General features: G+C 66.1%; 22 protein-coding genes. 7 read left to right on the top strand and 15 right to left on the bottom strand.

All coding sequences use genetic code 11. The features are described from left to right. The first annotated feature begins 263 nt into the window (after positions 1 to 263). The 5 genes from HMPREF1136_RS01370 to HMPREF1136_RS01350 are packed head-to-tail and all read left to right on the top strand — an operon-like array spanning position 264 to position 4,371. Entirely contained in the window at positions 264 to 887 is a 624-nt protein-coding gene (locus tag HMPREF1136_RS01370; protein ID WP_009647495.1) for a hypothetical protein, read from the top strand. A 24-nt stretch (positions 888 to 911) separates the two neighbouring features. After that, the gene (locus HMPREF1136_RS01365; protein WP_009647513.1) at positions 912 to 1,955 is read left to right on the top strand and encodes a hypothetical protein; all 1,044 of its coding nucleotides are present in this window, start codon (positions 912 to 914) and stop codon (positions 1,953 to 1,955) included. Then, positions 1,940 to 2,575: an ABC transporter ATP-binding protein gene (locus tag HMPREF1136_RS01360; RefSeq protein WP_009647482.1), complete on the top strand. Its 636-nt coding sequence runs from the start codon at positions 1,940 to 1,942 to the stop codon at positions 2,573 to 2,575. The genes HMPREF1136_RS01365 and HMPREF1136_RS01360 overlap by 16 nt, the downstream gene beginning before the upstream one ends. Beyond that, the gene (locus tag HMPREF1136_RS01355) at positions 2,572 to 3,645 is read left to right on the top strand and encodes a hypothetical protein (RefSeq protein WP_009647510.1); all 1,074 of its coding nucleotides are present in this window, start codon (positions 2,572 to 2,574) and stop codon (positions 3,643 to 3,645) included. The genes HMPREF1136_RS01360 and HMPREF1136_RS01355 overlap by 4 nt, the downstream gene beginning before the upstream one ends. Before the next feature lie 33 nt (positions 3,646 to 3,678). Further along, on the top strand, positions 3,679 to 4,371 hold the full coding sequence (locus tag HMPREF1136_RS01350; RefSeq protein ID WP_034504371.1) for a type 1 glutamine amidotransferase: 693 nt from the start codon (positions 3,679 to 3,681) through the stop codon (positions 4,369 to 4,371). A 216-nt stretch (positions 4,372 to 4,587) separates the two neighbouring features. Here the strand turns inward: HMPREF1136_RS01350 and manA are convergent, their stop codons facing one another. From manA to HMPREF1136_RS01320, 6 genes are all read right to left on the bottom strand, one after another. Further along, entirely contained in the window at positions 4,588 to 5,805 is a 1,218-nt protein-coding gene (manA, locus tag HMPREF1136_RS01345) for a mannose-6-phosphate isomerase, class I (RefSeq protein ID WP_009647481.1), read from the bottom strand. Positions 5,806 to 5,886: 81 nt separating this feature from the next. Next, positions 5,887 to 7,650 (bottom strand): thiol reductant ABC exporter subunit CydC, encoded by a 1,764-nt coding sequence (gene cydC / locus HMPREF1136_RS01340; protein WP_009647506.1) that lies wholly within the window; start codon positions 7,648 to 7,650, stop codon positions 5,887 to 5,889. Further along, a complete protein-coding gene (locus HMPREF1136_RS01335) occupies positions 7,647 to 9,248 on the bottom strand; it encodes an ABC transporter ATP-binding protein/permease (RefSeq protein WP_034504368.1) in 1,602 nt (533 codons plus the stop codon). The genes cydC and HMPREF1136_RS01335 overlap by 4 nt, the downstream gene beginning before the upstream one ends. 162 nt (positions 9,249 to 9,410) lie before the next feature. Further along, entirely contained in the window at positions 9,411 to 10,559 is a 1,149-nt protein-coding gene (locus HMPREF1136_RS01330) for a branched-chain amino acid aminotransferase (protein ID WP_009647491.1), read from the bottom strand. Between the two features lie 130 nt (positions 10,560 to 10,689). Then, positions 10,690 to 10,950: a Txe/YoeB family addiction module toxin gene (locus HMPREF1136_RS01325; protein WP_009647493.1), complete on the bottom strand. Its 261-nt coding sequence runs from the start codon at positions 10,948 to 10,950 to the stop codon at positions 10,690 to 10,692. 2 nt (positions 10,951 to 10,952) lie between these two features. Beyond that, positions 10,953 to 11,195 (bottom strand): type II toxin-antitoxin system Phd/YefM family antitoxin, encoded by a 243-nt coding sequence (locus HMPREF1136_RS01320; RefSeq protein ID WP_009647502.1) that lies wholly within the window; start codon positions 11,193 to 11,195, stop codon positions 10,953 to 10,955. Between the two features lie 90 nt (positions 11,196 to 11,285). Here HMPREF1136_RS01320 and HMPREF1136_RS01315 point away from each other — a divergent pair, with 90 nt between their 5' ends. Next, a complete protein-coding gene (locus HMPREF1136_RS01315; protein ID WP_009647485.1) occupies positions 11,286 to 11,783 on the top strand; it encodes a hypothetical protein in 498 nt (165 codons plus the stop codon). Positions 11,784 to 11,891: 108 nt separating this feature from the next. Here HMPREF1136_RS01315 and HMPREF1136_RS01310 read toward each other — a convergent pair whose 3' ends face one another. The 3 genes from HMPREF1136_RS01310 to HMPREF1136_RS01300 are packed head-to-tail and all read right to left on the bottom strand — an operon-like array spanning position 11,892 to position 15,699. Continuing rightward, positions 11,892 to 12,371 (bottom strand): S-ribosylhomocysteine lyase, encoded by a 480-nt coding sequence (locus tag HMPREF1136_RS01310; protein WP_034504364.1) that lies wholly within the window; start codon positions 12,369 to 12,371, stop codon positions 11,892 to 11,894. 6 nt (positions 12,372 to 12,377) lie between these two features. After that, complete coding sequence (dnaG, locus tag HMPREF1136_RS01305; protein WP_009647478.1) at positions 12,378 to 14,348, bottom strand: DNA primase; 1,971 nt, start codon at positions 14,346 to 14,348, stop codon at positions 12,378 to 12,380. Positions 14,349 to 14,394: 46 nt separating this feature from the next. Beyond that, on the bottom strand, positions 14,395 to 15,699 hold the full coding sequence (locus tag HMPREF1136_RS01300) for a deoxyguanosinetriphosphate triphosphohydrolase (RefSeq protein WP_034504362.1): 1,305 nt from the start codon (positions 15,697 to 15,699) through the stop codon (positions 14,395 to 14,397). A gap of 446 nt (positions 15,700 to 16,145) precedes the next feature. Here HMPREF1136_RS01300 and HMPREF1136_RS01295 point away from each other — a divergent pair, with 446 nt between their 5' ends. Next, a complete protein-coding gene (locus HMPREF1136_RS01295) occupies positions 16,146 to 18,212 on the top strand; it encodes a glucose PTS transporter subunit IIA (RefSeq protein ID WP_009647490.1) in 2,067 nt (688 codons plus the stop codon). Between the two features lie 66 nt (positions 18,213 to 18,278). On the opposite strand, the gene aroD is transcribed toward HMPREF1136_RS01295, so the two are convergent. The 6 genes from aroD to HMPREF1136_RS01265 form a co-directional block, all read right to left on the bottom strand. Continuing rightward, complete coding sequence (aroD, locus tag HMPREF1136_RS01290) at positions 18,279 to 19,103, bottom strand: type I 3-dehydroquinate dehydratase (protein WP_009647492.1); 825 nt, start codon at positions 19,101 to 19,103, stop codon at positions 18,279 to 18,281. 11 nt (positions 19,104 to 19,114) lie between these two features. Then, complete coding sequence (gene dusB / locus HMPREF1136_RS01285) at positions 19,115 to 20,350, bottom strand: tRNA dihydrouridine synthase DusB (protein ID WP_051023500.1); 1,236 nt, start codon at positions 20,348 to 20,350, stop codon at positions 19,115 to 19,117. 82 nt (positions 20,351 to 20,432) lie between these two features. Further along, entirely contained in the window at positions 20,433 to 21,821 is a 1,389-nt protein-coding gene (locus HMPREF1136_RS01280) for a glycine--tRNA ligase (RefSeq protein WP_009647499.1), read from the bottom strand. A gap of 689 nt (positions 21,822 to 22,510) precedes the next feature. Further along, entirely contained in the window at positions 22,511 to 23,227 is a 717-nt protein-coding gene (locus HMPREF1136_RS01275; protein WP_009647504.1) for a hypothetical protein, read from the bottom strand. After that, positions 23,224 to 24,120: an ATP-binding cassette domain-containing protein gene (locus HMPREF1136_RS01270; RefSeq protein ID WP_009647511.1), complete on the bottom strand. Its 897-nt coding sequence runs from the start codon at positions 24,118 to 24,120 to the stop codon at positions 23,224 to 23,226. The genes HMPREF1136_RS01275 and HMPREF1136_RS01270 overlap by 4 nt, the downstream gene beginning before the upstream one ends. After that, complete coding sequence (locus tag HMPREF1136_RS01265; RefSeq protein WP_009647514.1) at positions 24,117 to 24,506, bottom strand: GntR family transcriptional regulator; 390 nt, start codon at positions 24,504 to 24,506, stop codon at positions 24,117 to 24,119. The genes HMPREF1136_RS01270 and HMPREF1136_RS01265 overlap by 4 nt, the downstream gene beginning before the upstream one ends. Between the last annotated feature and the right edge of the window lie 390 nt (positions 24,507 to 24,896).

Raw genomic sequence — 24,896 nt, 5'->3', positions numbered from 1 at the left:
CCAGGCTTTTCTCAGGCAAAGCTCCCCATTCTTTGAGCTTTGCCTCACACAATTAAACGCGTGTTGCAGCCCCCAATTCTGGGTCGGCTCGCCGCGGTGGGGATCGCACGCCGCGTCGGGTTCCGGGACTGGGGGCTGCAGCACGTCCGGGGCACGTGCATGCCGAACTTCCAACTCACCTTCCTGTCATACAGGTGACAGAGGTGCTTCCTCGCTATCCTGTGAGAAGGCACCCGGATTCCAACTGTTCAAGGGAGAACATCATGGGAGCGCACAACAGGGAGGGCACGCACATCATCCGTTCGCGCGCTGGTCTGCTCGCAGCCGTTGTTGTCGCCGTCGCCACAGTATGCGGCTGTCAACAGACCACACCTGCGGCGGAGGGGCCGTGGGCGGCTGACATTGAGCAGGCGCGCAATGAGTGGGCGTCCAACGAATTCGTTCAATCTGTCCTCGCCGACTCTTCCATCAGCGAGGCAGAACTCCAGGACATGCGTCAGCGCGTGCTGAGCTGCCTGACAGACAAGGGCGTCACCGGCGCGTCTTTTGGCCCGGGCGGCACGCTGAGCGTCCCCGATCAGCCGGTTGGCTCCTCCATATCTGAGGAACAGCAACAAGAATTCATCTCCGCCTGTTCCATCGATGCCGGTGAGCCGATCATCGAGGCGCTCGAGTTCGACATGCGAGTCAACCCGGATCACCGGGATTTCAACGAGCTGTTCACGCAGTGTTTGATCCGTAATAAGGCGGTTGAGCCGTCGTTCACGGTCCAAGAATTCGCGCGCGCTCGCGAGAGCGGAACGCCTCTCGACAGCGCACTGCCTTTCATCGACCCATCCCAGGGGCCCAACATTTTGCACCGATGCCTCGAAGACCCCAGCACATGACCACAACCACCCTCAGGAGTTGAGATGGCGTCTTCTCGCCGTTGGCTCGCCCTCACCGCGTTCGTCGCCCTCATCGCCGGTGCGGGTGGGGTCAGCGCGGGTATTCTCATCGCATCGCCGCCCACCCCGGCCTCGCTGAGTTCGCCATCCGTCCCGTCGACGGTCCCCGTCACCACCCGCGAGTTCACCGATACGCGCTCCCTCACCCTCACGATCCCCCCGGCCTCGCCTCACGAACTCACCTCCCCCATCGCCGGGCGCATCACGGCCCTCCAGGCGGCGACGGGAACTCCCGTCACGTCGGGTTCTCTCCCCTGCGAGATTGATGGCCTTCCCCTTCTTGCCTTAGCCCTGTCCACTCCTCTCTATCAGGACGTGGTGGACGGAGCCGCGGGACCAGATATCGCGGCCCTGAACGCTGAGCTTGCTCGGCTCGGGTATGCGGCTCCCGCGGAATCTGACCGGGTCACGGCCGCCACGCGAGCGGCCCTGGCCTCGGCGATGGGCGTGAACGACGGAGCCGGAGGTGTCCCCTCCCGCATCGAGGCCTCTCACGTCCTGTGGATTCCCGCGCCGACCGTCACTCCCTCGTCGGTCGCCGTTCGCCTGGGTGACAGCGTCGATACGCAGACGGTTCTCCTCGCCCTTGAGGACTCCCGCGACTCTTTGCGCCTCTCCGTCCCACCGGACGCCTATCCTGCGGACCACGTCATCACCCTGGGGGACACGGACTACCCGGTTCCCTCTGACGGCGTCATCACCGACCCCACCCTGACGGCGACGATCCTGTCCTCGCGCGAATACACGGACTTCGTCCGTTCCACCCCGAGCGGCGATGGACCCGTTCAGCTGCCCGTCTCCTGGAAGCTCGCCGCCCCCATCACCGTCACGGTCATCCCGCCGGCCTCAGTGATCGGAGACGCGACGAACGCGTGCGTCTTTGCAAGCGGCACGCCAATTCCCGTCTCCGTCGTTTCTTCCCAGCTTGGCCGAACCTACGTCTTGCCATCTACCCCGCTCTCCGCCGTCGATACCGCCGTTGAGGGACGCTCATGTCCGTCGAGCTAGACAACGTCGGGCACAAGTTCGCTGCCACCCCGTGGCTCTTTCGCCATCTCAGCGCCCGCTGCGAGGACGGTGCCCTCACCGCCATCATCGGCCCGTCTGGTTCTGGCAAGTCAACGCTGCTGTCGCTGATCGCGGGATGGGAGACTCCGACCGAGGGAACGATCACCGTCCCCCGTCCGCCTGGTTCACAGAGTCCCCGCATTGCGTGGGTCTTCCAGAACCCATTCGGCGTTCGCGCGCGCAGCGCCATTGACCACGTTGCGTTGCCCCTGTTGGCCCGTGGCATGAGCCGGGCGCAGGCCGATGTGGAGGCACACCGGCTCCTCGACGCTTTCAATCTCGCGCATCTGGCGACCCGCCCTTTTCGGGATCTGTCGGGCGGCGAAGCGCAGCGTGTGCTCCTCGCGCGTGGGCTTGCTTGCGCCCCCACACTGCTCCTCGTGGATGAACCGACCGCGCAGCTTGATCAGTCCACGGCTCGCGACATCGCCTCCACGCTCGGCTCTCTGCGCGAGGACGGGGTGAGCGTCGTGATCGCGACGCACGATCCGTCGATTCGCGCGCAGTGCGACACCGTCATTGACCTCGCCAACTTCCAGGACGAGGAGGAGCAACAATGAGCGCGCTCTCGTGGCGAGCACTCCTGTCCGAGGCGTGGAGGGACTGCCTGAGCGGGACGGCACGCGTCGGGATTCTGACCGTCCTGGCCACCGCCCTGGTCGGAGGCGTCATCTGCGCGGACGCGTTCTCTCTTCGTTCCGTCAGCGTTGAGGCGGCCTCTTTCCGTGTCCATCTAGGATCGGTGCGAGTCCTTCAGGCACAGGGCGGCATCGACGGAGCCGCCTGCGAGGCCCTGTCGCGAATCCCCGGGGTGCGCGCGGGAGCCGTTCGCTCGGTCGAATCCGGGTTGTCTCCGCTCGCCCTTCCGGCCTCGTCGCTCCCCCTGTACGAGGTCACGCCCGGAATCGCCTCTCTCCTGGGGACGACAACGGCTGATCCGACGGGCATTCTGCTCCCCGAACGGGTAGCCGAGGACCTCAGCACACCTCACGGAACCCTTCTCCCCCTCGCACACGGGCAGGCCGAGGTCGCGGGCACCTACCCGTGGGACGAGAACGACGGGCGCCGTCCCGGCTACGCCTACGCAGTGCTCGCCCCCGTGCCCGCGATGGGGACCTTCGACGAGTGCTGGTTCGAATCCTGGCCGCACAGCGACGACGTGGATGCCTTGGCGCGCTCAACCCTCGTTGGAAGCAACGACCAGAACGCCCAGGTCCTAGCCATGAACCCTACGCGCGGGACGACTTTCGACGCGGCCGGGCGACTAACGCACAGGCCAACCTGGTGGGCGTGGATCGCCGCGAGCGCCATCGGCCTGACCTTGGGGGCTGCCGCCACGTGGTGGCGTCGCCTGGAGATTGCCTCGGCTCTGCACGCTGGGCTCCGCACGTCGGATACGACGTTCCTTCAACTGGTCGAGGCCGTGGCGTGGGTGGGTGGCGCGTGTATCGTCACCTCCGGTATATGCCTCACGATCCTGAGCGGAGCAGCACCCGGTGATCGCGCCGACCTCATGCGCTTGGTGGGGGCCGAGGGCCTGTGTGCCGCGTCGTGGACGCTCATCGGTATCGCAATCACCGCCATGTCGATCCGCGAGCGCCACCTGTTCCTCTTCTTCAAAGGCCGGTAGGTATATACGCGTGATCGCAACTACAATTGGTGTATGAGTGTCCTCGTGATTCAAAACGACCCGATTGTCCCGGTGGGTCAGCTGTCCGCCTTCCTCGGCGGTCACGAGGTGGTGCGCGCCTGGGAGGACCCGCAGCGCCTCAGCGACTTGGCCGCCGCTCCCCTGCCGGGTGCCCTCATCCTGCTGGGTGGCCGGGCGAACGCCTACGACGATGAGGCGTGGCCGTGGCTGGAAGCCGAGCGCCAGCTCGTGCGCCGCTGCGTGCGCGCGAACGTGAGGGTCCTCGGCATCTGCCTGGGTGCTCAGCTGATTGCCGCGACTTTCGGCGGGCGCGTGAGCGTCGCTGACCCGGCGGGTCCGGAATACGGCGTGATCTCCCTGGTGTGGGGCACGAACGATCAGGCGGGCGGAGGCGGAGCTGTCCCCCTGCGTATGGCCCTAGCCTCGACCCACACGGTCTTCGCCGACCACGGCGACGCCATCGTCGCGCTGCCCCGCGGCGCGCGCGAGTGGGCACGCTCGGACAAGTACACGCAGATTTTTTCGTACGGGACCGCCCTCGGCGTGCAATTCCACCCCGAGGTCACGCGCGAGACCGCGACCGTGTGGGCAGAGAATAACGTGCATGTCGACACGGAAGATATCGTGGCCGGGTACGACGCCCATGAGGGCGAGCTGGCCGACACGTGTAAGACCCTGGCCGACTGGGTGAGCGGCGTTTTCTGAGGCATACAGAGAATCGCAGTGCGGGTACCCCCACGCGGTACCCGCACTGCGATTGACAAGCGGACCTCGTCGCAGCGAGCGGAGCCGAGGCCCGACCTCTAGTTTAGGCGAAAAGTCAGGACGACCAAGACTTTTTCACAAACCAAGACCACCACGTGGGACGACTTGACAACGGAATCAGCCACGGCCTCGTCCTCGCGTGGCGGCTCACCCCGATCAGGGGGCAGCAACCTGAACGAACGAACCCGTACCGTACGCCCACACGCGACGCTCAGCCGCGGAGACAAACACGGCCTCGCCACGGCCAAGCTCGACGCTGTCTCCGCCCTGCTCCTCGCTCACGTGCAGCGTGACCGACCCGGAGGTTGCGATGATGATGCGCGGCCCCTCACCGGGCACGGCCACCTCATCGACGCGGGAGGTGTGCGTGCCGGGGGCCAGCGTCGTAACGGACAGATCAAACTCCTGGGCGGGTGCCAGGAAGCGGTCCGTCGTCGCCGAGGGGTGCTCGGGTGCCACACGCACGGGCGGCAGCGCCGAAAACTCAGTGATCTCCACGAGCTGCGCGGAATCCACGTACTTGCGGGTCAGGCCCGCGCGCACGACGTTATCCGAGGACGCCATAACCTCGATACCCAGGCCCGACTGGTAGGCGTGGATCTGGCGCGGCGGAATGTAGACGGCCTCGCCGGGGCGCAACGACACCGGGTTCATGAGGAACGCGACGATAATGCCCGGGTCGCCCGGGTGCTTCTCCCCCAGGACACTCACGAGCGTATCAGTGCGCGGCGAGGGGGACGTGCCCGACGCGAGGCGGCAGCGGCACGCCTCCACGAACTCTTCGACGAGCTCAGGGGTCGCCGGGGAATCCTCGTCGAAAAGCCAGGTCGCCAGGGAACGCAAGCCGCCGCGCACGGTCGAGAGCTTGAGGCGGTGACGCAGGCGCTCGGCCAGCTCACCCTCCAGCCCCACGAGGAGTTCACGCGCCTTACGCGGCACGCGGAAGCCGACGAGCGCGCTGAACTCGGTGAGCGCGTAGATCATCTCCGGCTTGTGGTTCATGTCCCGGTAAACGCGGCGCGGATCCGTGCGCTCAATCCCCAGGACCTCCTCGCGCAGGTATCCCTCGCGAGCGATCTCCTTCGTCGGATGCACCTGCAGGGAGAGGGTTTGGGCGGGCGCGATGATCTTCGCCAAGTACGGCAGCGTCGAGCCGAAGGCGTAGAGCAGGCCGCCGCCCAGCGCGCGCTTGGGGTCCGCCGCGATGTGCTCCGCGAGCGTGTCGCCGCTCGTCAGCAGCGTCGGCCCATCCGGGTGGGTGCCGAACCACACCTCGGACACGGGATCGTCCCCGGCGGCAGCGCCCAGGAACTCGGGGATCGCGTTCGTGGAACCCCACGCGTCAGCTTTTGTCCAGCCGATCAGTTTTTCCATAGGGTGCATCCTATCGCGAGCGAGCACGCAAAGACGCGGGGGACGAGGCCGTAGCCCCATCCCCCGCGCCGCTTGCGTCCGTCAGGCCCTGGGTTGAGCGTCGGTTTCGCGCGCCTCGAGCGCGGCGAGCGCGCCTCCTCGGGCGTGCAGCTCGGCGTACGTGCCCGTCTCGATGACGCGGCCGGCGTCCATGACGATGATCTGGTCGGCGTCGCGCACGGCGCTGATGCGGTGAGCGATTTCAACAATCGTGGAGTCGGCGGCGACGCGGCCGATGCCCTCGCGCACGCGCGCCTCGGTGGCCGGGTCGACCTGGCTGGTGGCCTCGTCGAGGACGACAATGGGTGCGTCTCGCAGGAGCGCACGCGCCAGGGCCAGGCGCTGACGCTGGCCGCCCGAGAGGCGCTCGCCCATGTTACCGACGACCGTGTCCAGGCCGTCCTTTTCCGTGGCCAGCCAGTCGGTGAGGTCCACGGCCTCTAGAGCAGACTCGAGGTCCTCGTCGGTGGCGTCGGGGGCTGCCAGGAGCAGGTTGGCGCGCAGCGTGTCGTTGAACAGGTAGGGGCGCTGGGGCGCGTAGGCGACCGTGGAGCGCAGGTCCGTCAGGGAGGCGTCAGCGACGTTCGTGCCACCGATAGTGACCGTGCCCGAGGCAGGGTCCCACGTGCGGGTAAGCAGCGAGGCAAGCGTCGACTTGCCCGATCCGGAGGCCCCCACGATAGCGGTGCGTTTTCCGGCGGGAATGCGGATGCTGACGCCATCCAGGACGGTAGGGGCGGGGCCGGGCGCGTCCTCATCCGTCGGGTAAGCGAAGGTCACGTCGCTGATCACGATGTCGCCGGGGGCAAGCGGCACCGGGTTCGCGGGGTCTGCGACGGCCGGGGCGCGGTCGGTGATCGCGAAGACACGGGCGGCCGAGGCAAAGGCCTGATCCAGGTCGGCGGCGAACTCTTCGACAGCGAGAACCGGGCCAAAAGACCCCATAGCGATGCCGATGGCCAGGCCCACCTGGGGCAGGGTCAGGGCACCGCCGAGGTACTCGGAACCCGCGACCATGGCGACGGTGACGATGCCGACGGCCACGGCGGCCTGGTTGAGGCCGCGGCGCAGGGCGATCCAGCGGCCCTGGATACCCAGCCCGGAGTCTATGTGCGCCTCGATGTCATCCATCTCGGCCTCGCGCCGCTCCTGCGCGCCAAATGCCAGGACCTCGCGCACGCCCTGCACCGAGTCGGTGACATGGGCGGCGAGCGCGCCTCGTGCGTCGCGCAGCTCGCGGGCCGCACGAGCGGTCGAGCTCGATCCCAGGAACGGGATGATCGCTCCAACAACGACCAGGAAGGGACCCAGGACGGCGGCAACCGCCCAGGACACGGTCATGCCCATCCACACGAGCGTCAGGATCGGCACAATGACGGCTGTGGTGACGGGGGCGAGCGTGTGGGCGAAGAAAACCTCGACGCGGTCGATGTCCTTCGTCACGCGGTTCATGATGTCGCCCGAATCCAGGCGGTCCGTGCCCGCGGGGGCCTGAGGTTCAAGCTGATCGTAGAAGTAGTTGCGTAGCATCGCCAGGCAGTGGAAGGCCACGAAGTGTCCGGCGAACTGCTCGAGGTAGCGGGCACCGCCCTTGAGGAGGCTGAGAACCACGGCGCACACAATAATAACGGGGATCGACCACGCGCTGGTGCCGGCGGCCAGGCTCGCGACCGCCCAGCCCCCCAGGGCGAACAGGCAGACGCCGATCATGAGGAATACGACGCGCGCCACAATGGAGGCGGCCAACGGCGGCAGGACGCGGCGAGTGATCGACAGGAGCCGAAGAGAGAGTTTCCTGCGGGTCATCGGATCGTTCCTTCCTGGAGCGTCGCGACGCGGTCAGCGCCCTTGATGGTGGCGTCTCGGTGAGAGATCGTCAGGGTGGTGCGCCCGGCGCACACGGTGTCGAGGGATGCCAGGATTTCGCGCTCGGATGCCAGGTCCACGTGCGCGGTGGGTTCGTCCAGGATCATGATCGACGCATTCTTCAGGAAGGCGCGGGCAATAGCGATGCGCTGGGCCTCGCCACCCGACACGGCCAGGCCTCGGGCACCCACGCGGGCGTCCAGGCCACCGGGCAGGGCCTCGTAGAAGTCGCCGAGGTGCGCGGCGCGCAGGGCCTCGATGAGCTGAGCGTCGGTCGCCGTGGGAGCCGCGAGAAGGAGATTCTCTCGCAGCGTGCCGGAGAACAGGTAGGTGCTCTGTTCGACGACGGCGCTCTGAGCGCGCACCCACGACAGGGGTGCATCTGCCAGGTCCACTCCGTTGAGGCTCACATGACCACTCCTGGGGCGCAGGTAGCCCTGGAGCAGGGCGGAGACGGTGGACTTGCCCGCACCCGAGGGACCAGCCAGGGCGACGTGCTCTCCGGGAGAGATCGTCAGGCTGGCCCCCTGCAGGACCGGGGTGCCCTGCGTGTACGCGAAGGACACATCTTCCAGGCGGATCTCGCCGGGCTTGGCTGGCTTCGCGGGGACCTTGACCCCCTCAAGGTCCATAACGGCAGGAATCTGAGCGTTAAACTTCTTGATTTCTTTGTTGGCGGCGATGCCGCCCATGCCGATGTAGAAGAACTGACCGATGCGGTCCAGCGGATCAAGCATGATCGAGGAGAGCAACACAAGGGAGATGGCGCCGCCGACGCTCAGCGCCCCCTGCTCGTAGCGGATGAGGGCCAGCGTGATCGCGCCGGTGATCATACCCAGGGAGAAGACGGAATCGATGACGAGGAGGATCAGCTGATTGCCAGCCAGGTAGCTCATGACCTTCGAGCGCACCTCTTCGGCGGCATCAGCCAGGCGCTTCCCCATGTCCTTGCCCGCGTTCATGAGGGCCAGGTCACCCAAGCCCTGGATCGCGTCGAGTTCCTTGGCGGCCAGCTGACGCGAGGCGTGACGATAGCGCGAGGACACCGGCTTGAATGCCTTGCGGAAGCCCAGCACGCAGATCGGCACGAGCGGGATCGCGATAGCGAGGAATCCGCCGGACGCAGGGTCGAGGGTCAGGGCGACGACAATGACGACGAGGATCGGCGTCGTCAGCGACGCGATCATGGGGGCCAGGAAAATACCCTTGTAGGCGGCGACGCGCTCGACGCCGTCGGTCGCAGAGTTGACGACGCGACCCGCCCGCTCGCTGGTGCGCTGCGTCGGACCCAGGGCAAAGACCTGTCGGATCATCGAGTGGCGCAGCCTAGGTTCCAGCTGCTTCATAGCGCTCGCCCCGAGGGCGCTGACGGCCCACGCAAAGAAGCCCGATCCCAGGGAAGCTGCGAGGGCGATCCACCACGTCGACCAGGCATTGTTTCCCGCAATATCATCGATGCCCCAGCCGATCACCAGGTAGGCGAGCGCCAGGCACAGAGCCGCTGCCCACGAGCAGGCAACAACGATCACGCGTTTCATCGTTCTCCTATCAACACGACGCACACGAGCGTCCATAACCAAGGATAGCCTTAGTTAGGTTCTGACACCACTGTCAGGAAGAATCCATGCCGCGCTGTGACCGCAAAAAGAAACCACGACCTCGTCCATTGACGAGGCCGTGGCTCCCTCAGGCGATGACGCTCAGGCCAGGCGGTACGTCCAGCCATAAGGATCCTCGGCGCGACCCCACTGAATGTCAGTGAGGCGCTTGTGGATCTCGCGGGTCTTGTCCCCCACCGCGATCTCCACATCGAAGTCGTCGCCAGCCAGGCGCGTGATCGGGGTGACCACAGCGGCCGTGCCACAGGCGAAGACCTCGGCGACGGCGCCCGAGCGGATGCCGTCCACGACCTCGGACAGGGCGATCTTTTCCTCGCGCACGTCCACGCCCTCGTCGCGCAGCATGCGCAGGATCGCACTGCGCGTGCCACCCTCGAGGATGACGCCGGTGAGTTCGGGGGTACGGATGGTACCATCTGCCATGACGACGAACATGTTCATGCCGCCCAGCTCCTCAAGGTACTTGCCCTCGTAGGTGTCCAGGAAGCAGACCTGGGAGAAGCCCTTGGCCTCGGCCTGGATCTGGGGCAGCAGGGAGGCCGCATAGTTGCCGCCCGCCTTGGCGCTGCCGGTGCCGCCGGGGCCGGCGCGGTGATACTCGCGCTCCACCCAGATGGCCACGCCCGACAGGCCGCCCTTGAAGTAGGGACCCGAGGGAGAACCGATGACGTAGTAGTCGACAACACCCGCGGGGTGCACGCCCACGAACTCCTCGGAGGCGAACACGAAGGGGCGCAGGTAGAGGGAGGAGCCTTCGGCGTCGGGAACCCACTTCACGTCGGCGCGCACGTAGTCCACGAGGGAGGCCACGAAGTCCTCGCGGCTCAGCTCGGGCAGAGCCAGGCGGCGGGCGGAGTGGTTCAGGCGCGCGGCGTTGTAGCCGGGGCGGAAGGTCCACACGGAGCCATCCTCGCGCTTGTAGGCCTTGATGCCTTCGAAGACGGACTGGCAGTAGTGGAAGACGGAGGTGCCGGGGGTCAGCTCGAGCGGGCCGTAGGGGATGACGCCGCGGTCACTCCAGCCGCCCTCGCGGGTCCAGCGCATGTGGGCCATGTGATCCGTGAACTTCTTGCCAAAAGCCAGGGTCGACATGATCTCGTCGTACTCTTCCGGCGTCGCCGGGTGCGCGTTGGGGGTCAGGGGAAAACGGCCAGCCAGCTCATCGGCGGCGGGCAGGACCAGGTCGCCAGCAGCCTCAAGTTCCGTGGGGGTGTGCTGCGTCGATGCCATGAGGCCTCCTGTCGTGGTTTTTTCACAAAGATGAAGCCAGAATATGCCCGCCGTCCGCATTGCGGTCGGTTGATTTCGGAATGTGACCCACTCCCCCACTTCCTGTGGAGGTTCTCACCCGGGGGAAGACTCACTCGTCATGCGTCCACATGCGCAGGACGCGGACAGTGCGCTCCTCTTCGAAGACCTCATAGACGAGCCTGTGCTGAATGTTAATTCTGCGCGAATACATCCCGGCGAGGTCACCCACGAGGCGCTCGTAGCGGGGAGGCACCGCGAAAGGATCCTCTGTCAGAACCTCAATGAGAGCCTGCGCTTTCGCTTTGAGTCCGCTGGCAGAGAGCTTCTTCGCGTCCTTCGCGGCCTGCTTGGAGAAAACGACCCGCCACACGACTACCACTCCACGTCATCGAGGGCATCGTCAAGGTCCTCACGAGTGGCTTCCTTCAGGCTGTCCGTCATTCCCGGAATCCCCTGCAGGTAGAGGGTCTCCTGGATGGCAGACCAATCGGCCTCGCCAATGAGCACGGCATTCCCACGACGGCCGGTGATCGTGATCGGGGTTGACTCCTCATTCACGGTGTCGATAAGCCGGTACAGGTCCGAGCGGGCGGCAGTGGCACTCACAGCAGTCATGATCTTTCCTTTCCACTCCCATCATATCGTACGCTTTCACGTACGCATAGGCCTGTGCACACCAATGCGGAGAAAGGATACGATCAACGCATGACGACTCTCCCCAAGTCCCTCGCCTCCGCCCTGCCCTCCCGCGAGCGCCGCTGCCCCAGCCTGGAGCTTCAGGACGGGCGCTGGCTGGCGGCCGCGAAGTCGGGCCTATGCGTCTTCGGAACCCAGGCCTCGTCCGGCGACGAGACACCCACTCCCGAGGTCTTCCCGTGGTACGACGTGGCGCGGGCGCGCTGGGAGGCGGAGGGCGAACTCTTCGCGCTGGAGTGGGTGGACCCGGCGCGCACTCCCCTGGCCGGGCGCACCGCGGGTGACCCGTCGGATTTCATGCGTCAGACGAGCGAGTACGTCAACCACTCGATCGTCATGCACGCCCAGACGGAAACGGACGCGGGGACGACGATCACGGCGTGGGTGCGCCGGGGCCCCGACGGACTCTTCTCGGTGCTGACGGCGGACGGTCCGCTGGGCGGTACCGGTCAGCGCGCGGCGAGCGCCCTGGAGGCCAGCGTGCGCGAGGCGGTCGGCCTCGACTGATCGACGAGGCCGGGGCGCGCCTGCGCTCGCCTCACCCTCGCGCTGTACCCCCACGCATGAAGACGGGACCCAACCTCACGGCTGGGTCCCGGCATCATGTGGCGACGATCAGTGAACAATGAAGACGCGTTCGAAGGGGTCGATGGACAGACCCTGCTCGAGGATCGTCCGGCTCCACTCGCGCGCGCTAAACAGCGAATGATCGCGGTAGTTGCCGCAGGAGTACACGTCCGTGCCCGGAACGTCCTCCCAGGTCGCCTCCTCGGCGATGGCGTGCAGCGACGAGGCGATAGCGGCAGTCACCTCCTTGACGCAGGGGGTGCCCCACATGATGAGGTGGAAGCCCGTGCGGCAGCCGAACGGCGAGCAGTCGATGACGCCGTCGATGCGGTCACGCAGCAGAGAGGCGAGCAGGTGCTCGATCGTGTGCAGACCAGAGCTCGGGATTTCGCCGCTGTTGGGCTGGACGAAGCGCACGTCGAAATTCGAGATCTGATCGCCCTTCGGGCCGGCCTCCACGTTGATGAGGCGCACGTAGGGCGCCTTCACGGCTGTATGGTCCAGAGTGAAGCTCTCCACTTCTGCCATGTTGTATTAATCCCTTTCGGTGTAGTTTTGCCTGCGTTGTTCCAGACGCATGAGCGACCGGAAGACCTCAGAGTACTGCGGATCCTCCTCATTCATGCGCGACAGGGCCGCACGTGTTTCACCTAACTGTCTGGTGAGGTCCATGCGAACCAAGGCCGCGACGACGCCGCGGCAGTAGGAGCGCACGTCGGCTTCGCCCGCGACGGGCAGGGGGTTGACCGCCAGTTCGGTGACGGCAGGGCCGATGAACTCGCCCGCCGCGTCGAGGATGACCTGGACGAAGTGACGTGACGCCGCCAGGGTCGCGTTGTCGCCGGGGCCGAAGTGGGCCTCGGCCTGGCGCATCATCTGCGTGAAGGCGTCCAGGCCACCGACCGCACGAATCGCGTCGTGGACGGCGCGGTGCGTGGGCACGGTAAAGGTTTGGCCGTCCAGCTCCTCGAATCCGGAGCCGACGACGTAGAGCGGGTGCTGTAAGACCGCCTCGAGGGCCTGGCGCTCGACGCGGGTCACCGGATCCTCGGGGCCGCGGCGCACGGGAGCGGGGGCAGGGCGACCCGCGCCGGCCATCTCGATCTCTCCAGGGCGCGGACCGGGGGTCATCACCTCAACGCGGCCCGCCGCCCGCACCGCCTGCTCGACCGTACGCATGTCCATGCCGAGCCATCCGGCAAGCTGGCGCGTGTACTCTGCGCGCAGGGCCAGGTCCTTGATGTGCGCGACGATGCCAGCCGAGGCGCGCAGGCCCTGCACGCGCCCCTCGGCGCTACGCAGGTCCATCTGGGACAGGACCGAGCGGATCGCGAACTCAAAAAGGGGGATGCGCGAGTTCACCAGGTCGACGATCGCCTGGTCGCCCTGGGACAGGCGCAGGTCGCACGGGTCTTGGCCGCCCGGCGCCACCGCCACGAAGGTCTGCGCCGCGAAGTTCTGGTCCTCCCCGTACGCGCGCAATGCGGCCTTCTGCCCCGCGCTGTCACCGTCGAAAGTAAAAATGACCTCGGAGCCGTGGGCGCGCCCGCTGGAGAGCACGACGCCTGCGGCAGGGTCCGCATGGTCGCCCAGCAGGCGGCGGATGATGCGCACATGCTCCGATCCGAAGGCGGTACCGCACGTGGCCACCGCGTTCGTGACGCCCGCGACGTGCGCGGCCATAACGTCCGTATAGCCCTCGACGATGACCACCTTGTGTTGCGTCACGATCGACTTCTTCGCCAAATCTAGCCCGTACAGAAGCTGCGACTTCTTATAGATCGGCGTCTCGGGGGTGTTCAGATACTTGGGTGACTCCTTGTCATTGTCGTCCAAGCGACGGGCACCGAAACCGACTGTCGCGCCCGTAATGTCGCGGATCGGCCACACCAGGCGCCCACGGAAACGGTCGTAGATGCCGCGGCTGCCGGTCGTGCCCAGGCCCGCGACCTGGATCTCCTGGTCCGTGAAGCCCTTCGAGCGCAGGTGTCGGGTGAGCGAATCCCACGAGGCCGGGGCGTAGCCGACCCCGAAATGCTCGCACATCGCCTGGTTGAAGCCGCGCTTAGCCAAGAACTCGCGGCCCTTGTGGGCTTCGTTGCTGCCCAACTGCTTGCAGTAGAACTCCTCGGCGACGCGGTGGGCGTCCAGGAGGCGCTGGCGCTTGCCTGGCTCCTCCGTGCGCACGCGGGTGCCGCCCTCCTCGTAGTGGAGCGTGATCCCCGCCTTTTGCGCGAGCATCTCCACGGCCTCGGTGAAGGGCAGGTGGTCGATCTTTTGCACGAAGGAAATGACGTCGCCGCTCTCCCCACACCCGAAGCAGTGGAACATGCCCAGGTGGGGGCGCACGTTAAAGGACGGGGTGCGCTCGTCGTGGAAGGGGCACAAGCCCTTGAGGGAGCCGATGCCCGCGGGTCGCAGCGCTACGTGCTCGCCGATGATCTCATCGATCTTCACTGCGTTACGTACCGCTTCGATATCGTCCTTGCGAATCAGACCCGCCATGGCTTCAGTCTACCGAGGCCCACCCGCGCGCGTGGTCCGATTGTGCTTAGAGCTGCGAGGACAGCATCCCGCACCGGCGCGCGTGCCAGGCCGAGGCCGAGACGTCGGTGAGCGAAGCAACCTGGTCGATGACCGCGCGCAGGCGCACGCGATCATCGGAGGCGGCCCGCCACTGCGCGGCAAACACCGGCTCAAGGGAGTCGGCCCCGGCCTCGTACAGGGCGTCGACCAGGTCCGCCAGGAGCGTGCGCTGCTGGTAGTACACCGGCTCACTCTCGCGCGGACTCATGACGTAGTGGACGGCCATGCCCTTGAGGATCTGGATCTCGGCGCGCACCTGCCGCGGCACGACCAGGTCCGCACGGTAGCGGCCCAGCGGCTCATCACCGAAGGTCTCGCGCGTGGCTGCGACGGTCGCCGAACAGAAGCGGCCGATCAACTCGCTCGTCGCATCCTTGAGGTGGGCAAGGGACGCGTAGGAGCCGTCGAAGGAGCGCAGCCACACGGGCATGGACACGATGCGCTCGAGCGCATCCTCCAGGTCCGAACGCGCGACCGCCGGACCGTACCAGTCCAGCGTCGAGGCGATGACGGCTGCGCAGTGCACGTCGTCGAACAGGTCGGCGGGGTCGAGCTTGCGGGTCGCGACCGCATCCTCCATATCGTGCACCGAGTAGGCGATGTCGTCGGACAGGTCCATGATCTGGGCCTCCAGGCAGCGCCTGCCCGCCGGCGCGCCCTGGCGCATCCATGCGAACACGGGCGCGTCGTCCGGGTAGACCGAAAACTTGCGCGTCGACTTGGCCAGGTCTGGGCCACCCGACTTGACCCACGGGTACTTGCAGATCGCGTCCAGCGTCGCGCGCGTCAGGTTCAGGCCCGCGGGCACACCTCCCGCGCCGATCACCTTGGGTTCCAATCGGGTGACGACACGCAGGGTCTGGGCGTTCCCTTCGAAACCGCCAATCGAGGCCGCAGCAGCATCCAGGGCACGCTCGCCGTTATGCCCGAAGGGCGGATGCCCGAGATCGTGGGACAGACACGCGGCATCCACGACGTCCGGGTCAGCCCCCAGCTCTTTGCCGAGCTCACGGCCCACCTGGGCAACCTCCAGAGAGTGGGTGAGGCGTGTGCGCACGAAATCGTCCGAAATCGGACCCAGCACCTGCGTCTTTTCGCCCAGGCGACGCAGCGCCGAGGAGTGCAGGATGCGCGCGCGATCGCGCTCGAACTCGGTGCGCGCCGACGACTTGTGGTCCTCGGGCACCCAGCGCTCAGAATCGGCTGGGCTGTACGGGGAGGCCGCGTCAGTGCCATCGACACCCGGGATTGCCAAAGAAAACTCGTTCACGGGCCTATGGTACGCGGCCAGTGCCCCCGCACTTGGACACCTACCCCGCGAGCGCGCCACGGCCTCGTCCGTGATCAGTGCTCGGAAAGCCCCGCGTGACCCGAGGCGTATGAGCGATAGAACCGCACGGACGGTGGCCTCGTCACGATGAGGCCCCCCTCTTCCTCATCAATCTCTGATACCAAGAATGTCCGATCAAAGAAAGAAGGGGATGAGAAGATTGCGAGAAGGCTCCAATGGGTTTTGATCTGGAATAAAAGGCATTGACAAGAAACGCCCGTTCAGCGTTTTTTGCTCACCTGCCGCGACCTCGTTGCAGCAAATGTCGAAAATTTACCAAATTGTTACTGTGAGATACCCCAGCGGAGCTTTCCTCATTTGTTCAAACATGCTAAACCTCAGGAGTCGCATTCAGCGTCGAATCTCATTCACGGAAGGAGTCCCCCGTGTCCAACACGGCACAGGAAATCCTCGATGCAGTCGGTGGTCCCGGCAACATCACTCACTTTACCCACTGCGCCACGCGCCTCCGCTTTGAGCTGCGTGACGCCTCCGTCGTCGACAAGGACACGGTCGAGAACATCGACGGCGTTCTCGGAGCCGTGCCCCAGTCGGGTGACCGCTACCAGATCGTCATTGGCGGTGCCGTTCAGTCGGTCTTCAACGAGATCAACAACCTGCCCTCGATGAAGTCAGGCACCGCAGCCTCCAACGACGACGTTAAGGCCGCCGCCCGCGCGAAGGCGCGTGGTAAGAACGCTCTCGTCGACGCGTTCTTCGAGTACCTGTCCGACTCGTTCCGCCCCCTGCTGCCCGTCCTGCTCGGAGCCTCCCTGATCCTGGCGTTCCTGGCGGTCCTCGACGCCCTGCACATCGTCGACACCCGCGCGGAAACCATTCCCGCGTGGCTGGGCTACGTGAACTCCATGTGGCGCGCGGTCTTCTACTTCCTACCCGCCATGGTCGCCTACAACGCATCCAAGAAGCTGGACATCGACCCGTGGGTCGGCACGGCCGTTATCCTGTCGCTGCTCACCCCCAACTTCACGGGCCTGAGCAACGCCGCCTCGTTCGCCGAGACGACCTGCACGACGAATGCCCTGGGCACCGAGCAGTGCGTCACCCAGATTGGCAGCCTGCCCCTGCAGCTGTCCGACTACGGCGGCCAGGTCTTCGTGCCGCTGCTGATGGTGCCGATCCTGGCTCTGGTCTACAAGGGCCTGAAGAAGATCGTTCCTTCGAACGTCCAGATGGTGTTCGTCCCCTTCATCTCCTTCGTCATCATCATGCCGCTGACGGCTTTCCTGATCGGCCCCCTGTCGATCTGGATCGGTAACGGCCTGGGCAGCGGCCTGGCCTGGCTCAACGGCCACGCCCCCATCGTCTTCGCGATCATCATCCCGATCATCTACCCCTTCCTGGTGCCGCTCGGCCTGCACTGGCCGCTCAACGCCCTGCAGCTGGCCAACATCGCCTCGACCGGCTCCGACTTCATTCAGGGCCCCATGGGCGCGTGGAACTTCGCCTGCTTCGGTGCCACCGCCGGCGTGCTCTTCCTGTCGATCCGCGACCGTGACGCCGACATGCGTCAGACGGCGTCCGGTGCTCTGGCCGCGGGCCTCTTCGGCGGTATCTCCGAGCCGTCCCTCTACGGTATTCACCTGCGTTTCAAGCGCATCTACCCGCTCATGCTCACCGGCTGTGTCGTCGGCGGCCTGGTCATCGGTATCGGCGGCGGCGCAACCACGAACACCTTCGTGTTCACCTCGCTGCTGACGATCCCCGTCTTCACCCCCATGGCCGTCTACGGTCTGGGCATCCTGGCAGCGTTCGCTACTGCTTTCCTGATGGTCGTCTTCTTCGACTACCGCACGAAGGAGCAGAAGGCTGTGGCTCGCGAGAAGAAGGAAGCCATGAAGGCTGGCGTCTCCGCCGCTCCCGCCGCCGCTGCCGCTGCCGCACCGGCCAATGAGGATGCTGCCGCTGAGGCGACCGCACCGGCCACTGAGGCTGCCCCTGCCCCGTCTTTCAGCGACGAGGCCAAGGCTGACCTGACGCTGACCTCCCCCATGGCAGGTGAGCTGGTTGCGCTCTCGGACGTCAATGATGAGGCCTTTGCCTCCGGCGCGCTCGGCCCCGGAATCGCGATCTCCCCCGCCGCTCACGCGGTCGTCGTCGCCCCCTGCGACGGCAAGGTGACGGTCGCCTACCCGACCGGCCACGCCTACGGCCTCAAGTCCGCCTCCGGCGTCCAGATCCTTATCCACATCGGTATGGACACGGTCAAGCTGGACGGCAAGGGCTTCACGCCCCGCGTCTCGAAGGGTGACATCGTCAAGCGTGGCGATGTCCTGGCTGAGGTCGATTGGGACGTCATCCGCGAGGCCGGCTACGACACCATCACCCCGATGGTCGTGACGAACAAGAAGAAGTTCGGCGAGGTCACCCCGGCTGCTCCCGGCCCGGTTGGAATCTCTGACACGGTTGTGACGGTGGCTCCCAAGGAGGCGTGAGCGTTCCTAGCGTGTCGCTGACATAGCTGTGGGGGCGGGCCTGGTGGCCCGCCCCCACACATGTCTCTAGGCCTCGAAGCCCTCGACAATGTCGAGGACCGCTCGGGCCTGCTCAATGGTGAACTGTCCGGGGGCACTCCCCTCGGCACCGGGCAAGGTCGCAAACGTCGCGGCCGATCCGAGAGCAGAGCCGACCAGGCGCGTCGGCGCGCCGTTGGATCCCATGGCGATGCCGATGACGGGACGGTCGTAGGCCTCGCGCGCCCAGGCCTGCGCACCGAGTACGCGGGCGGCGTCGGTGGCGCTGTGGGCCATGCAGGCGAACTTGAGGACGTCGGCACCCGCGTAGTTCATGTCGGCGAGCACCTCGGCGAGTTGGTCGTCGCTGGGGGTCCCTTCGAAGTCGTGGAATGAGCCGATGACGAGCGCGCCGGCCACATGAGCGTCTTCGATGAGCGCCGAAGACCCGTCTCGCCTGATCTCCACGTCGACGCCTCCGACGTGGGGAGCCAGGGCCGTCACGAGGGCGCAGTACTCCTCGTCGTCCAGGGACGCTTCGCCGCCTTCGACGGAGGTGCGGATGGTCGCCAGGATGGGCAGGGGCGAGGCGTCCGCGACGTAGCGGGCCATGCGCACGAGGTCGTCGGCGACCTCGGAGGCGGCCACGAAGTGTGAGCCCACCAGGGAGAACAGGTAGGTGTCGGCTCGCCACTCGACGATGTCAGCGCGGCAGGACGCGAGCGCACCAACCTGATCAGTGAGGGCGCGCGCGTCACCGCTGACGGGCACGATCACCTGGGTGCGTCCCCCGAGGGTCGCCTTTTTGGCGGCTCGTCCGATGGTGACGAATCCGGGCGCAGGGTCGGGGTCGGGCGCAGATGAGTGAGGCATGATTCCTTCGCTTAGTATCCGATTTCTGCCAGGTGCAGGCGCTCTCGTTCGCGCTGCGTGAGGTAGGGGTGGTCCAACCAGCCGTCGGGCAGGTGGGGTGTTTTTTCGCCTCCGGCTCGCCCTCGCGGCCCGCGGGCTGCGGGCGGAAACGCCTGGTTGAGGTCAAGATCCTCGAGGCGATCGTGCAGCTCTTGGAGGGTGGAGACCATGGAGAGGGCGTGACGCTGAGGGCCGCCGACGGCGAAACCGCGCAGGTACCATCCGATGTGTTTGCGCATCTCTCGCAGCGCGCGCCTCTCGTCGCCCTGGTCGACGACGCACCAGGCGGCGTGGCGCTCGATGACGGAGACGACCTCGGCGAGGCTAGGGCCAGCCGGAATGGCCCCGCCGTGGTAGGCGGCGACGATGTCGCGGAAGATCCAGGGGCGTCCCTGGGCTCCGCGCCCGACGCTGATGCCGTCGCAGCCGGTGCACTCCAGCATCGCCAGGGCGTCGGCGGCCTCGAAGACATCGCCGTTGCCGAAGACGGGGATGTCGAGCAGCTCCTTCAGGCGCGCGATCTCGTCCCAGTGGGCGCGTCCCGCGTAGTGCTGGTTCTGGGTGCGCGCGTGCAGGGTGAGCGCGGCGGCACCCAGTTTTTGCGCGGCCAGGGCGGCGTCGGTCGCGGTCTCGTGTTCGGCATCGATGCCGATGCGGATCTTGACGGTCACGGGGATCTCGCGTCCCGCGCGCTCCCCGGCCTGGTCGCAGGCGCGCACGACGGCGGCGACGAGGTCGATGAACAGGTCGCGCTTCCAGGGCAGGGCCGCTCCCCCGCCTTTCTTCGTGACCTTGGGGACGGGGCACCCGAAGTTCAGGTCGATGTGGTCGGTGAGGTCGCGCTCGACGAGCATCGTCGCGGCGCGGGCCATGACGGCGGGGTCAACGCCGTAGAGCTGCAGGGAGCGCACGCGTTCGGCGGGGTCGGGGCGCACCATCTCCAGGGTGCGTTCGTTTTCCTCGACGAGCGCGCGGCTGGTCACCATCTCGGTGACGTACAGGCCTGCGGGCGCGTCCACGCGCGGGATGGCAACGTGGCGCGGTTCGCCCGCACCATCGCGCGGGGGCTGAGGGGACGAGGCCGTGGCCCTCTCCCCCGGTTCGGCGGCCCAGGAGGGGATGCCGGTGGGTCGCAGGTGGTCGGGCAGGCCCGACTCGCCCATGATGCGGCACAGGCGTCGGAAGGGCGCGTCTGTCACCCCGGCCATGGGGGCCAGGACGACGGGCGTCCACAGGCGCAGCGGCCCCACGCGAAGCGGGGCCGCTGCGGACGTTGAGGCTATGGACAAATCAGCAGCCCAGGCGTTCGATCAGGTACGACTTGACCGTGTCGAGCGGAATGCGCACCTGCTCCATCGTGTCACGCTCACGGATGGTGACGGCGTGGTCCTCGATCGAGTCGAAGTCGTAGGTGATGCACAACGGCGTGCCGATCTCGTCCTGGCGACGGTAGCGGCGTCCCACGGCGCCGGCGTCGTCGTAGTCGACGTTCCAGATGCCGCGCAGCTCGTCGGCCAGCTCCTGGGCGGGGCCGGTCAGTTCGGGCTTGCGGGACAGGGGCAGGACGGCGGCCTTGACGGGGGCCAGGCGCGGGTCCAGCTTGAGCACGACGCGCTTGTCGACGCCGCCCTTGGCATTGGGGGCCTCGTCCTCGTGGTAGGCCTCGATGAGGAAAGCCATGAGGGAACGGGTCAGACCCGCGGAGGGCTCGATGACGTAGGGGGTCCAGCGTTCCTTGGTGTTGGGGTCGAAGTAGTCGAGCTTCGCGCCGGAGGCCTCGGAGTGGACGCTCAGGTCGTAGTCGGTGCGGTTGGCGATGCCCTCGAGCTCGCCCCACTCACTGCCCTGGAAGCCGAAGCGGTATTCCAGGTCGACGGTGCGCTTGGAGTAGTGCGAGAGCTTCTCCTTGGGGTGCTCATACTCGCGCAGGTTCTCCGGGTCGATGCCGAGGTCCACGTACCAGGCCTTGCGGTAGTCGATCCAGTACTGGTGCCATTCCTCATCGGTACCGGGCTCGCAGAAGAACTCGAGTTCCATCTGCTCGAACTCACGGGTACGGAAGATGAAATTGCCGGGCGTGATCTCGTTGCGGAAGGACTTGCCGATCTGGCCGATGCCGAACGGCGGCTTCTTGCGCGCGGCGTTCATGACGTTCGCGTAGTTGATGAAGATGCCCTGAGCGGTCTCGGGGCGCAGGTAGTGCAGGCCGGCCTCGTCGTCGACGGGGCCCAGGTAGGTCTTGAGCAGGCCGGAGAATGCGCGGGGTTCGGTCCACTGGCCGCGCACGCCACAGTTGGGGCAGGCGAGGTCAGCGGTGGTCAGGGAGGACTCTTCGACGCCCTTCTTTTCGGCGAGTTCTTCGATGAGCTGGTCCTCGCGGGCGCGCTTGTGGCAGTTGAGGCACTCGATGAGCGGGTCGGTGAAGGCCTTGACGTGGCCGGAGGCAACCCACACTTCGCGCGGGAGGATGACGGAGGAGTCCAGGCCGACGACGTCAGCGCGGCGGCGGACCATAGCGTTCCACCAGGCGCGCTTGATGTTTTCCTTCAGTTCCACGCCGAGCGGACCGTAGTCCCACGCGGAGCGGGTGCCACCGTAGATGTCACCGCAGGGGAAGACGAAGCCGCGGCGCTTGGCCAGGCTGATCACGTTGTCGAGGCGGGAAGGTCCCTTAGCCACTTGTCACTCCTTGAGTATCTGGGGCACGACTGGCTGTCGTGTCGCCATTGATACTAGTCGATAACCGCTGTTTGGGGCGGTTTCTCCCCGCTTGTGCGCTCATGGATCCCACCACAGGTGTGCACTTGGAGTTCTAGCCGATCCCTGCAGCGCCCTCCCCCGCAATTCTCCACGGGATTTTGCCCGGAGTTCTGGCTGAGCCTGCTGTTCGCTTCGCTCGGCATGCTCGCGGATAGGTTATGAGCATACGGATAGGTTATGAGCATACGGATAGGTTATTAAGCTATCCGCATGTGAATAACCTATCCACATCGTCGTAACCTATCCACATGCGCACGAGTAGGCCCCGTCAGGCATGCCCGCCCAGCGACGGCGGATCACGGGAAAGCCATACATCGAGCACGATGGCATCGTCACGTCATTGACGCACACATAACCGCATCAAACGGCGGTTTTCCGCGCAGCAAAGCCAAAGCGGCAACCCCTCAGCATCAGAATTGGCTGCCCTCATCGGTGGCGGCCAGTGCATTCAGCGCTGGCCCTCCAATACCGGCGATCCCCGCAGTCACAACGCCAGCTACGCGGACCGTCCGACAACCCAAGAAAGAGCCCCGGCCTCGTCCCTGGATGAATCGGGGACGAGGCCGGGGCAGGGTCGAGGGGTCATGCTCCCCGAGCGGAACTTGCGTTCAGTTGAGGCGGCGAATCCTACCCGTGGAGGTGAGGTGCCACCCAGCAGCGGCAACTGCGAGAGTGAGGAGGCCGAGCAGCCAGAAGGCGGGGTGCATCGGGGGAAGGTAGCCGGACTTATGAACAAGCGTGAGAACCAGCCAGGTGACCGGACCGGCGATGCCGGCTAGGCCCAGCACAGCCGCCACGATAATGCCGAGGGCGACCGTCCACGGGCCTCGACCATGGCGCGAGGCCGCACCGATGAGGCGTCCGGCCCCGTCGCAGGCGATCCAAGCGACCACCACAAAGAGCCACGAGTCCACTCCGAGGGGGTACTCGAGGCTCCCCAGGAAGAAAATGTGCGTCTGAGCCAGGGCGAGCACCCACCAGATCACACTGGCGATGGCGATAACGACAGCGCTTAGCACGTAGGTCGACAGTGCCAGGGTGCGGCGCGACGCGCCGCTCAGAGACGCTGCCCGCAGGTCCGTCGTCGTCGTGATGATCTGTGTGATGAGGAGGTAGATGCCCGTCGTGAAGGCAGCGTTGACGGCAGCCTGATCGACGTGCCCCGAGAAGTCATCGGAGGTCGCGTACATGATGGCGCTCACCGTGGCGTTAATGAGAAATTGACCGACGACAACCGAGGCGTACACTCCGAAAGCGAATCGCCAGTCGACCATTCCAAGTCGCCAGATCGAGGGCTGAGAGGAAACAGTGGGTGCGGTGCTCATTGGTCGTTCTCCTGGATGAGGTAGGCGAAGGCGTCCTGGAAAGAACAGGGAGAGGACGTCAGGGAGTGGGATGCGAGCGTGGCTTCATCAACGGTGCCGCCGCGCAGGTCCACGACGATCTCTCGCGTGGGACCCAGCTCGCGAGCGGCAATGACGGCGAGGTCCGGGCGGGCGGCGAGGAGACGCTCGACGTCGGAGGCGTGGCCGGTCAGTGCACAGACTCTGCAGGTGAAGTCGTCGACGCTCTCATGAGCGAGGAGCACGCCTTTCTTCAAAACGATGACATCTTCGGCGACCTTTTCAAGTTCGGAGACCATGTGCGAGGAAACGAGGAAGCGGCGCTGCGGGCGCTTTCCTTCCATGCACTCCCCCGCCAGGGCGAGAATCTCCTCGTAGAAGGCGTAGCGCGTGGGCACGTCCAGGGGCGCCTGGATCTCGTCGAGGAGGGTGATGGGCGCACCCGATGCCAGGGCAATCGCGCCGGTGACAACGGCCGCTTGGCCTGCGGAGAGCTTTCCAAGAGTCTTGCGGCTGCGGACCGGCAGACCGAAGCGCCGGGCGTAGTGGGCGAAAAGCCGCTCGTCCCAGGTGGGACGCAGACGGGCGTATTGGATCAGGATAGTTGCGGGGACATCGTCGAGGTCTCGGCTGGACGAGGCCATGATCGAGTCGGCGAACAGGTCGTCGGCACTGGCCTGGGCGGCGTCGATGGAGATGGTCCCCGAGGTGGGGGCAAGCAGACCGCCGAGGATCTGCATGAGCGTCGTCTTGCCCGAGCCGTTGGGGCCGACCAGCGCAGTGACAGTCGATTCTCCGAGGATGAGGGAGACGTCGAGCAAAGCCGGCACTATCTCACCTCGGTAGGTGTGGGTGATGGAGGTCAGGGTGATCATGAGTTGTCCTTGGCGGTTGTGTCGGCACCGTAGGCGCGGACGTGGTCGATGATGGCGTCGATATCGAGGCCCAGGGCGAGGCCCGCTTCGACGGCGGGGTTTAGGGTCTCCTCCACGTAGGATGCGAGCCCGTCGGCCACCAGGGCATCCCGCGCGCCTTCGGCGACGAACATGCCGATGCCTCGTCGTTTTTCGACCAGGCCCTCGTCGACGAGGATCGCGAAGGCCTTGCCGACGGTGGCTGGGTTGATGCGGTAGGTCGCGGAGTATTCCGTGGTGGAGGTGAGCTGATCCCCGGCGCGTAGGGCACCGCGCAGGATCTGTGCGCGGATGTCGTCGGCGATCTGCACGTAGATCGGGATCCCCGAGACGAATGTGGGTGCCATTGGCAGCCTCCTCGGTTCGGCGGTTCATTACATGACTAATGAACCATATAACCAGCTAACCTGTCAACCTCTCTCACCAAACAAACCTCAGATTGCACCCCACCTCCCCCTGCTCACACCCGCGCCCGTATGCAGACCGAACACTCCGCCCGCGCAGCTGGGCCCGACGAATGGCAGCACTAACCCGCCAATGCGCAGACCCGGCAGATTGATTCGCCCCAGGTATTGCGGAGAGCATCTTGGACCAACCACCACACGGACAGCCCGGGCGGAAGCGCCGCCCAGAGGACTCGGGGGTATCTAGTCGACGACTCCGAGCGAAGCGAGGCTGCGAAGTCTCGCGGGCAGCCAGGCACGAAGGCGCCCACGACCCGGGCAAACAGCCACACC

Origin of the sequence: Actinomyces sp. ICM47 (genome assembly GCF_000278725.1) — a bacterium.
Taxonomy (GTDB): Bacteria; Actinomycetota; Actinomycetes; order Actinomycetales; family Actinomycetaceae; genus Pauljensenia.
This window is presented reverse-complemented; position numbering and strand designations above follow the sequence as displayed.

Bases quoted from the DNA above. Each gene is read 5' to 3' on its own strand.
- HMPREF1136_RS01370 (WP_009647495.1), top strand. From the start codon at position 264: ATGGGAGCGCACAACAGGGAGGGCACGCACATCATCCGTTCGCGCGCT.
- HMPREF1136_RS01365 (WP_009647513.1), top strand. From the start codon at position 912: ATGGCGTCTTCTCGCCGTTGGCTCGCCCTCACCGCGTTCGTCGCCCTC.
- HMPREF1136_RS01360 (WP_009647482.1), top strand. From the start codon at position 1,940: ATGTCCGTCGAGCTAGACAACGTCGGGCACAAGTTCGCTGCCACCCCG.
- HMPREF1136_RS01355 (WP_009647510.1), top strand. From the start codon at position 2,572: ATGAGCGCGCTCTCGTGGCGAGCACTCCTGTCCGAGGCGTGGAGGGAC.
- HMPREF1136_RS01350 (WP_034504371.1), top strand. From the start codon at position 3,679: ATGAGTGTCCTCGTGATTCAAAACGACCCGATTGTCCCGGTGGGTCAG.
- manA (WP_009647481.1), bottom strand. From the start codon at position 5,805: ATGGAAAAACTGATCGGCTGGACAAAAGCTGACGCGTGGGGTTCCACG.
- cydC (WP_009647506.1), bottom strand. From the start codon at position 7,650: ATGACCCGCAGGAAACTCTCTCTTCGGCTCCTGTCGATCACTCGCCGC.
- HMPREF1136_RS01335 (WP_034504368.1), bottom strand. From the start codon at position 9,248: ATGAAACGCGTGATCGTTGTTGCCTGCTCGTGGGCAGCGGCTCTGTGC.
- HMPREF1136_RS01330 (WP_009647491.1), bottom strand. From the start codon at position 10,559: ATGGCATCGACGCAGCACACCCCCACGGAACTTGAGGCTGCTGGCGAC.
- HMPREF1136_RS01320 (WP_009647502.1), bottom strand. From the start codon at position 11,195: ATGACTGCTGTGAGTGCCACTGCCGCCCGCTCGGACCTGTACCGGCTT.
- HMPREF1136_RS01315 (WP_009647485.1), top strand. From the start codon at position 11,286: ATGACGACTCTCCCCAAGTCCCTCGCCTCCGCCCTGCCCTCCCGCGAG.
- HMPREF1136_RS01310 (WP_034504364.1), bottom strand. From the start codon at position 12,371: ATGGCAGAAGTGGAGAGCTTCACTCTGGACCATACAGCCGTGAAGGCG.
- dnaG (WP_009647478.1), bottom strand. From the start codon at position 14,348: ATGGCGGGTCTGATTCGCAAGGACGATATCGAAGCGGTACGTAACGCA.
- aroD (WP_009647492.1), bottom strand. From the start codon at position 19,103: ATGCCTCACTCATCTGCGCCCGACCCCGACCCTGCGCCCGGATTCGTC.
- dusB (WP_051023500.1), bottom strand. From the start codon at position 20,350: ATGGCCGGGGTGACAGACGCGCCCTTCCGACGCCTGTGCCGCATCATG.
- HMPREF1136_RS01275 (WP_009647504.1), bottom strand. From the start codon at position 23,227: ATGAGCACCGCACCCACTGTTTCCTCTCAGCCCTCGATCTGGCGACTT.
- HMPREF1136_RS01270 (WP_009647511.1), bottom strand. From the start codon at position 24,120: ATGATCACCCTGACCTCCATCACCCACACCTACCGAGGTGAGATAGTG.
- HMPREF1136_RS01265 (WP_009647514.1), bottom strand. From the start codon at position 24,506: ATGGCACCCACATTCGTCTCGGGGATCCCGATCTACGTGCAGATCGCC.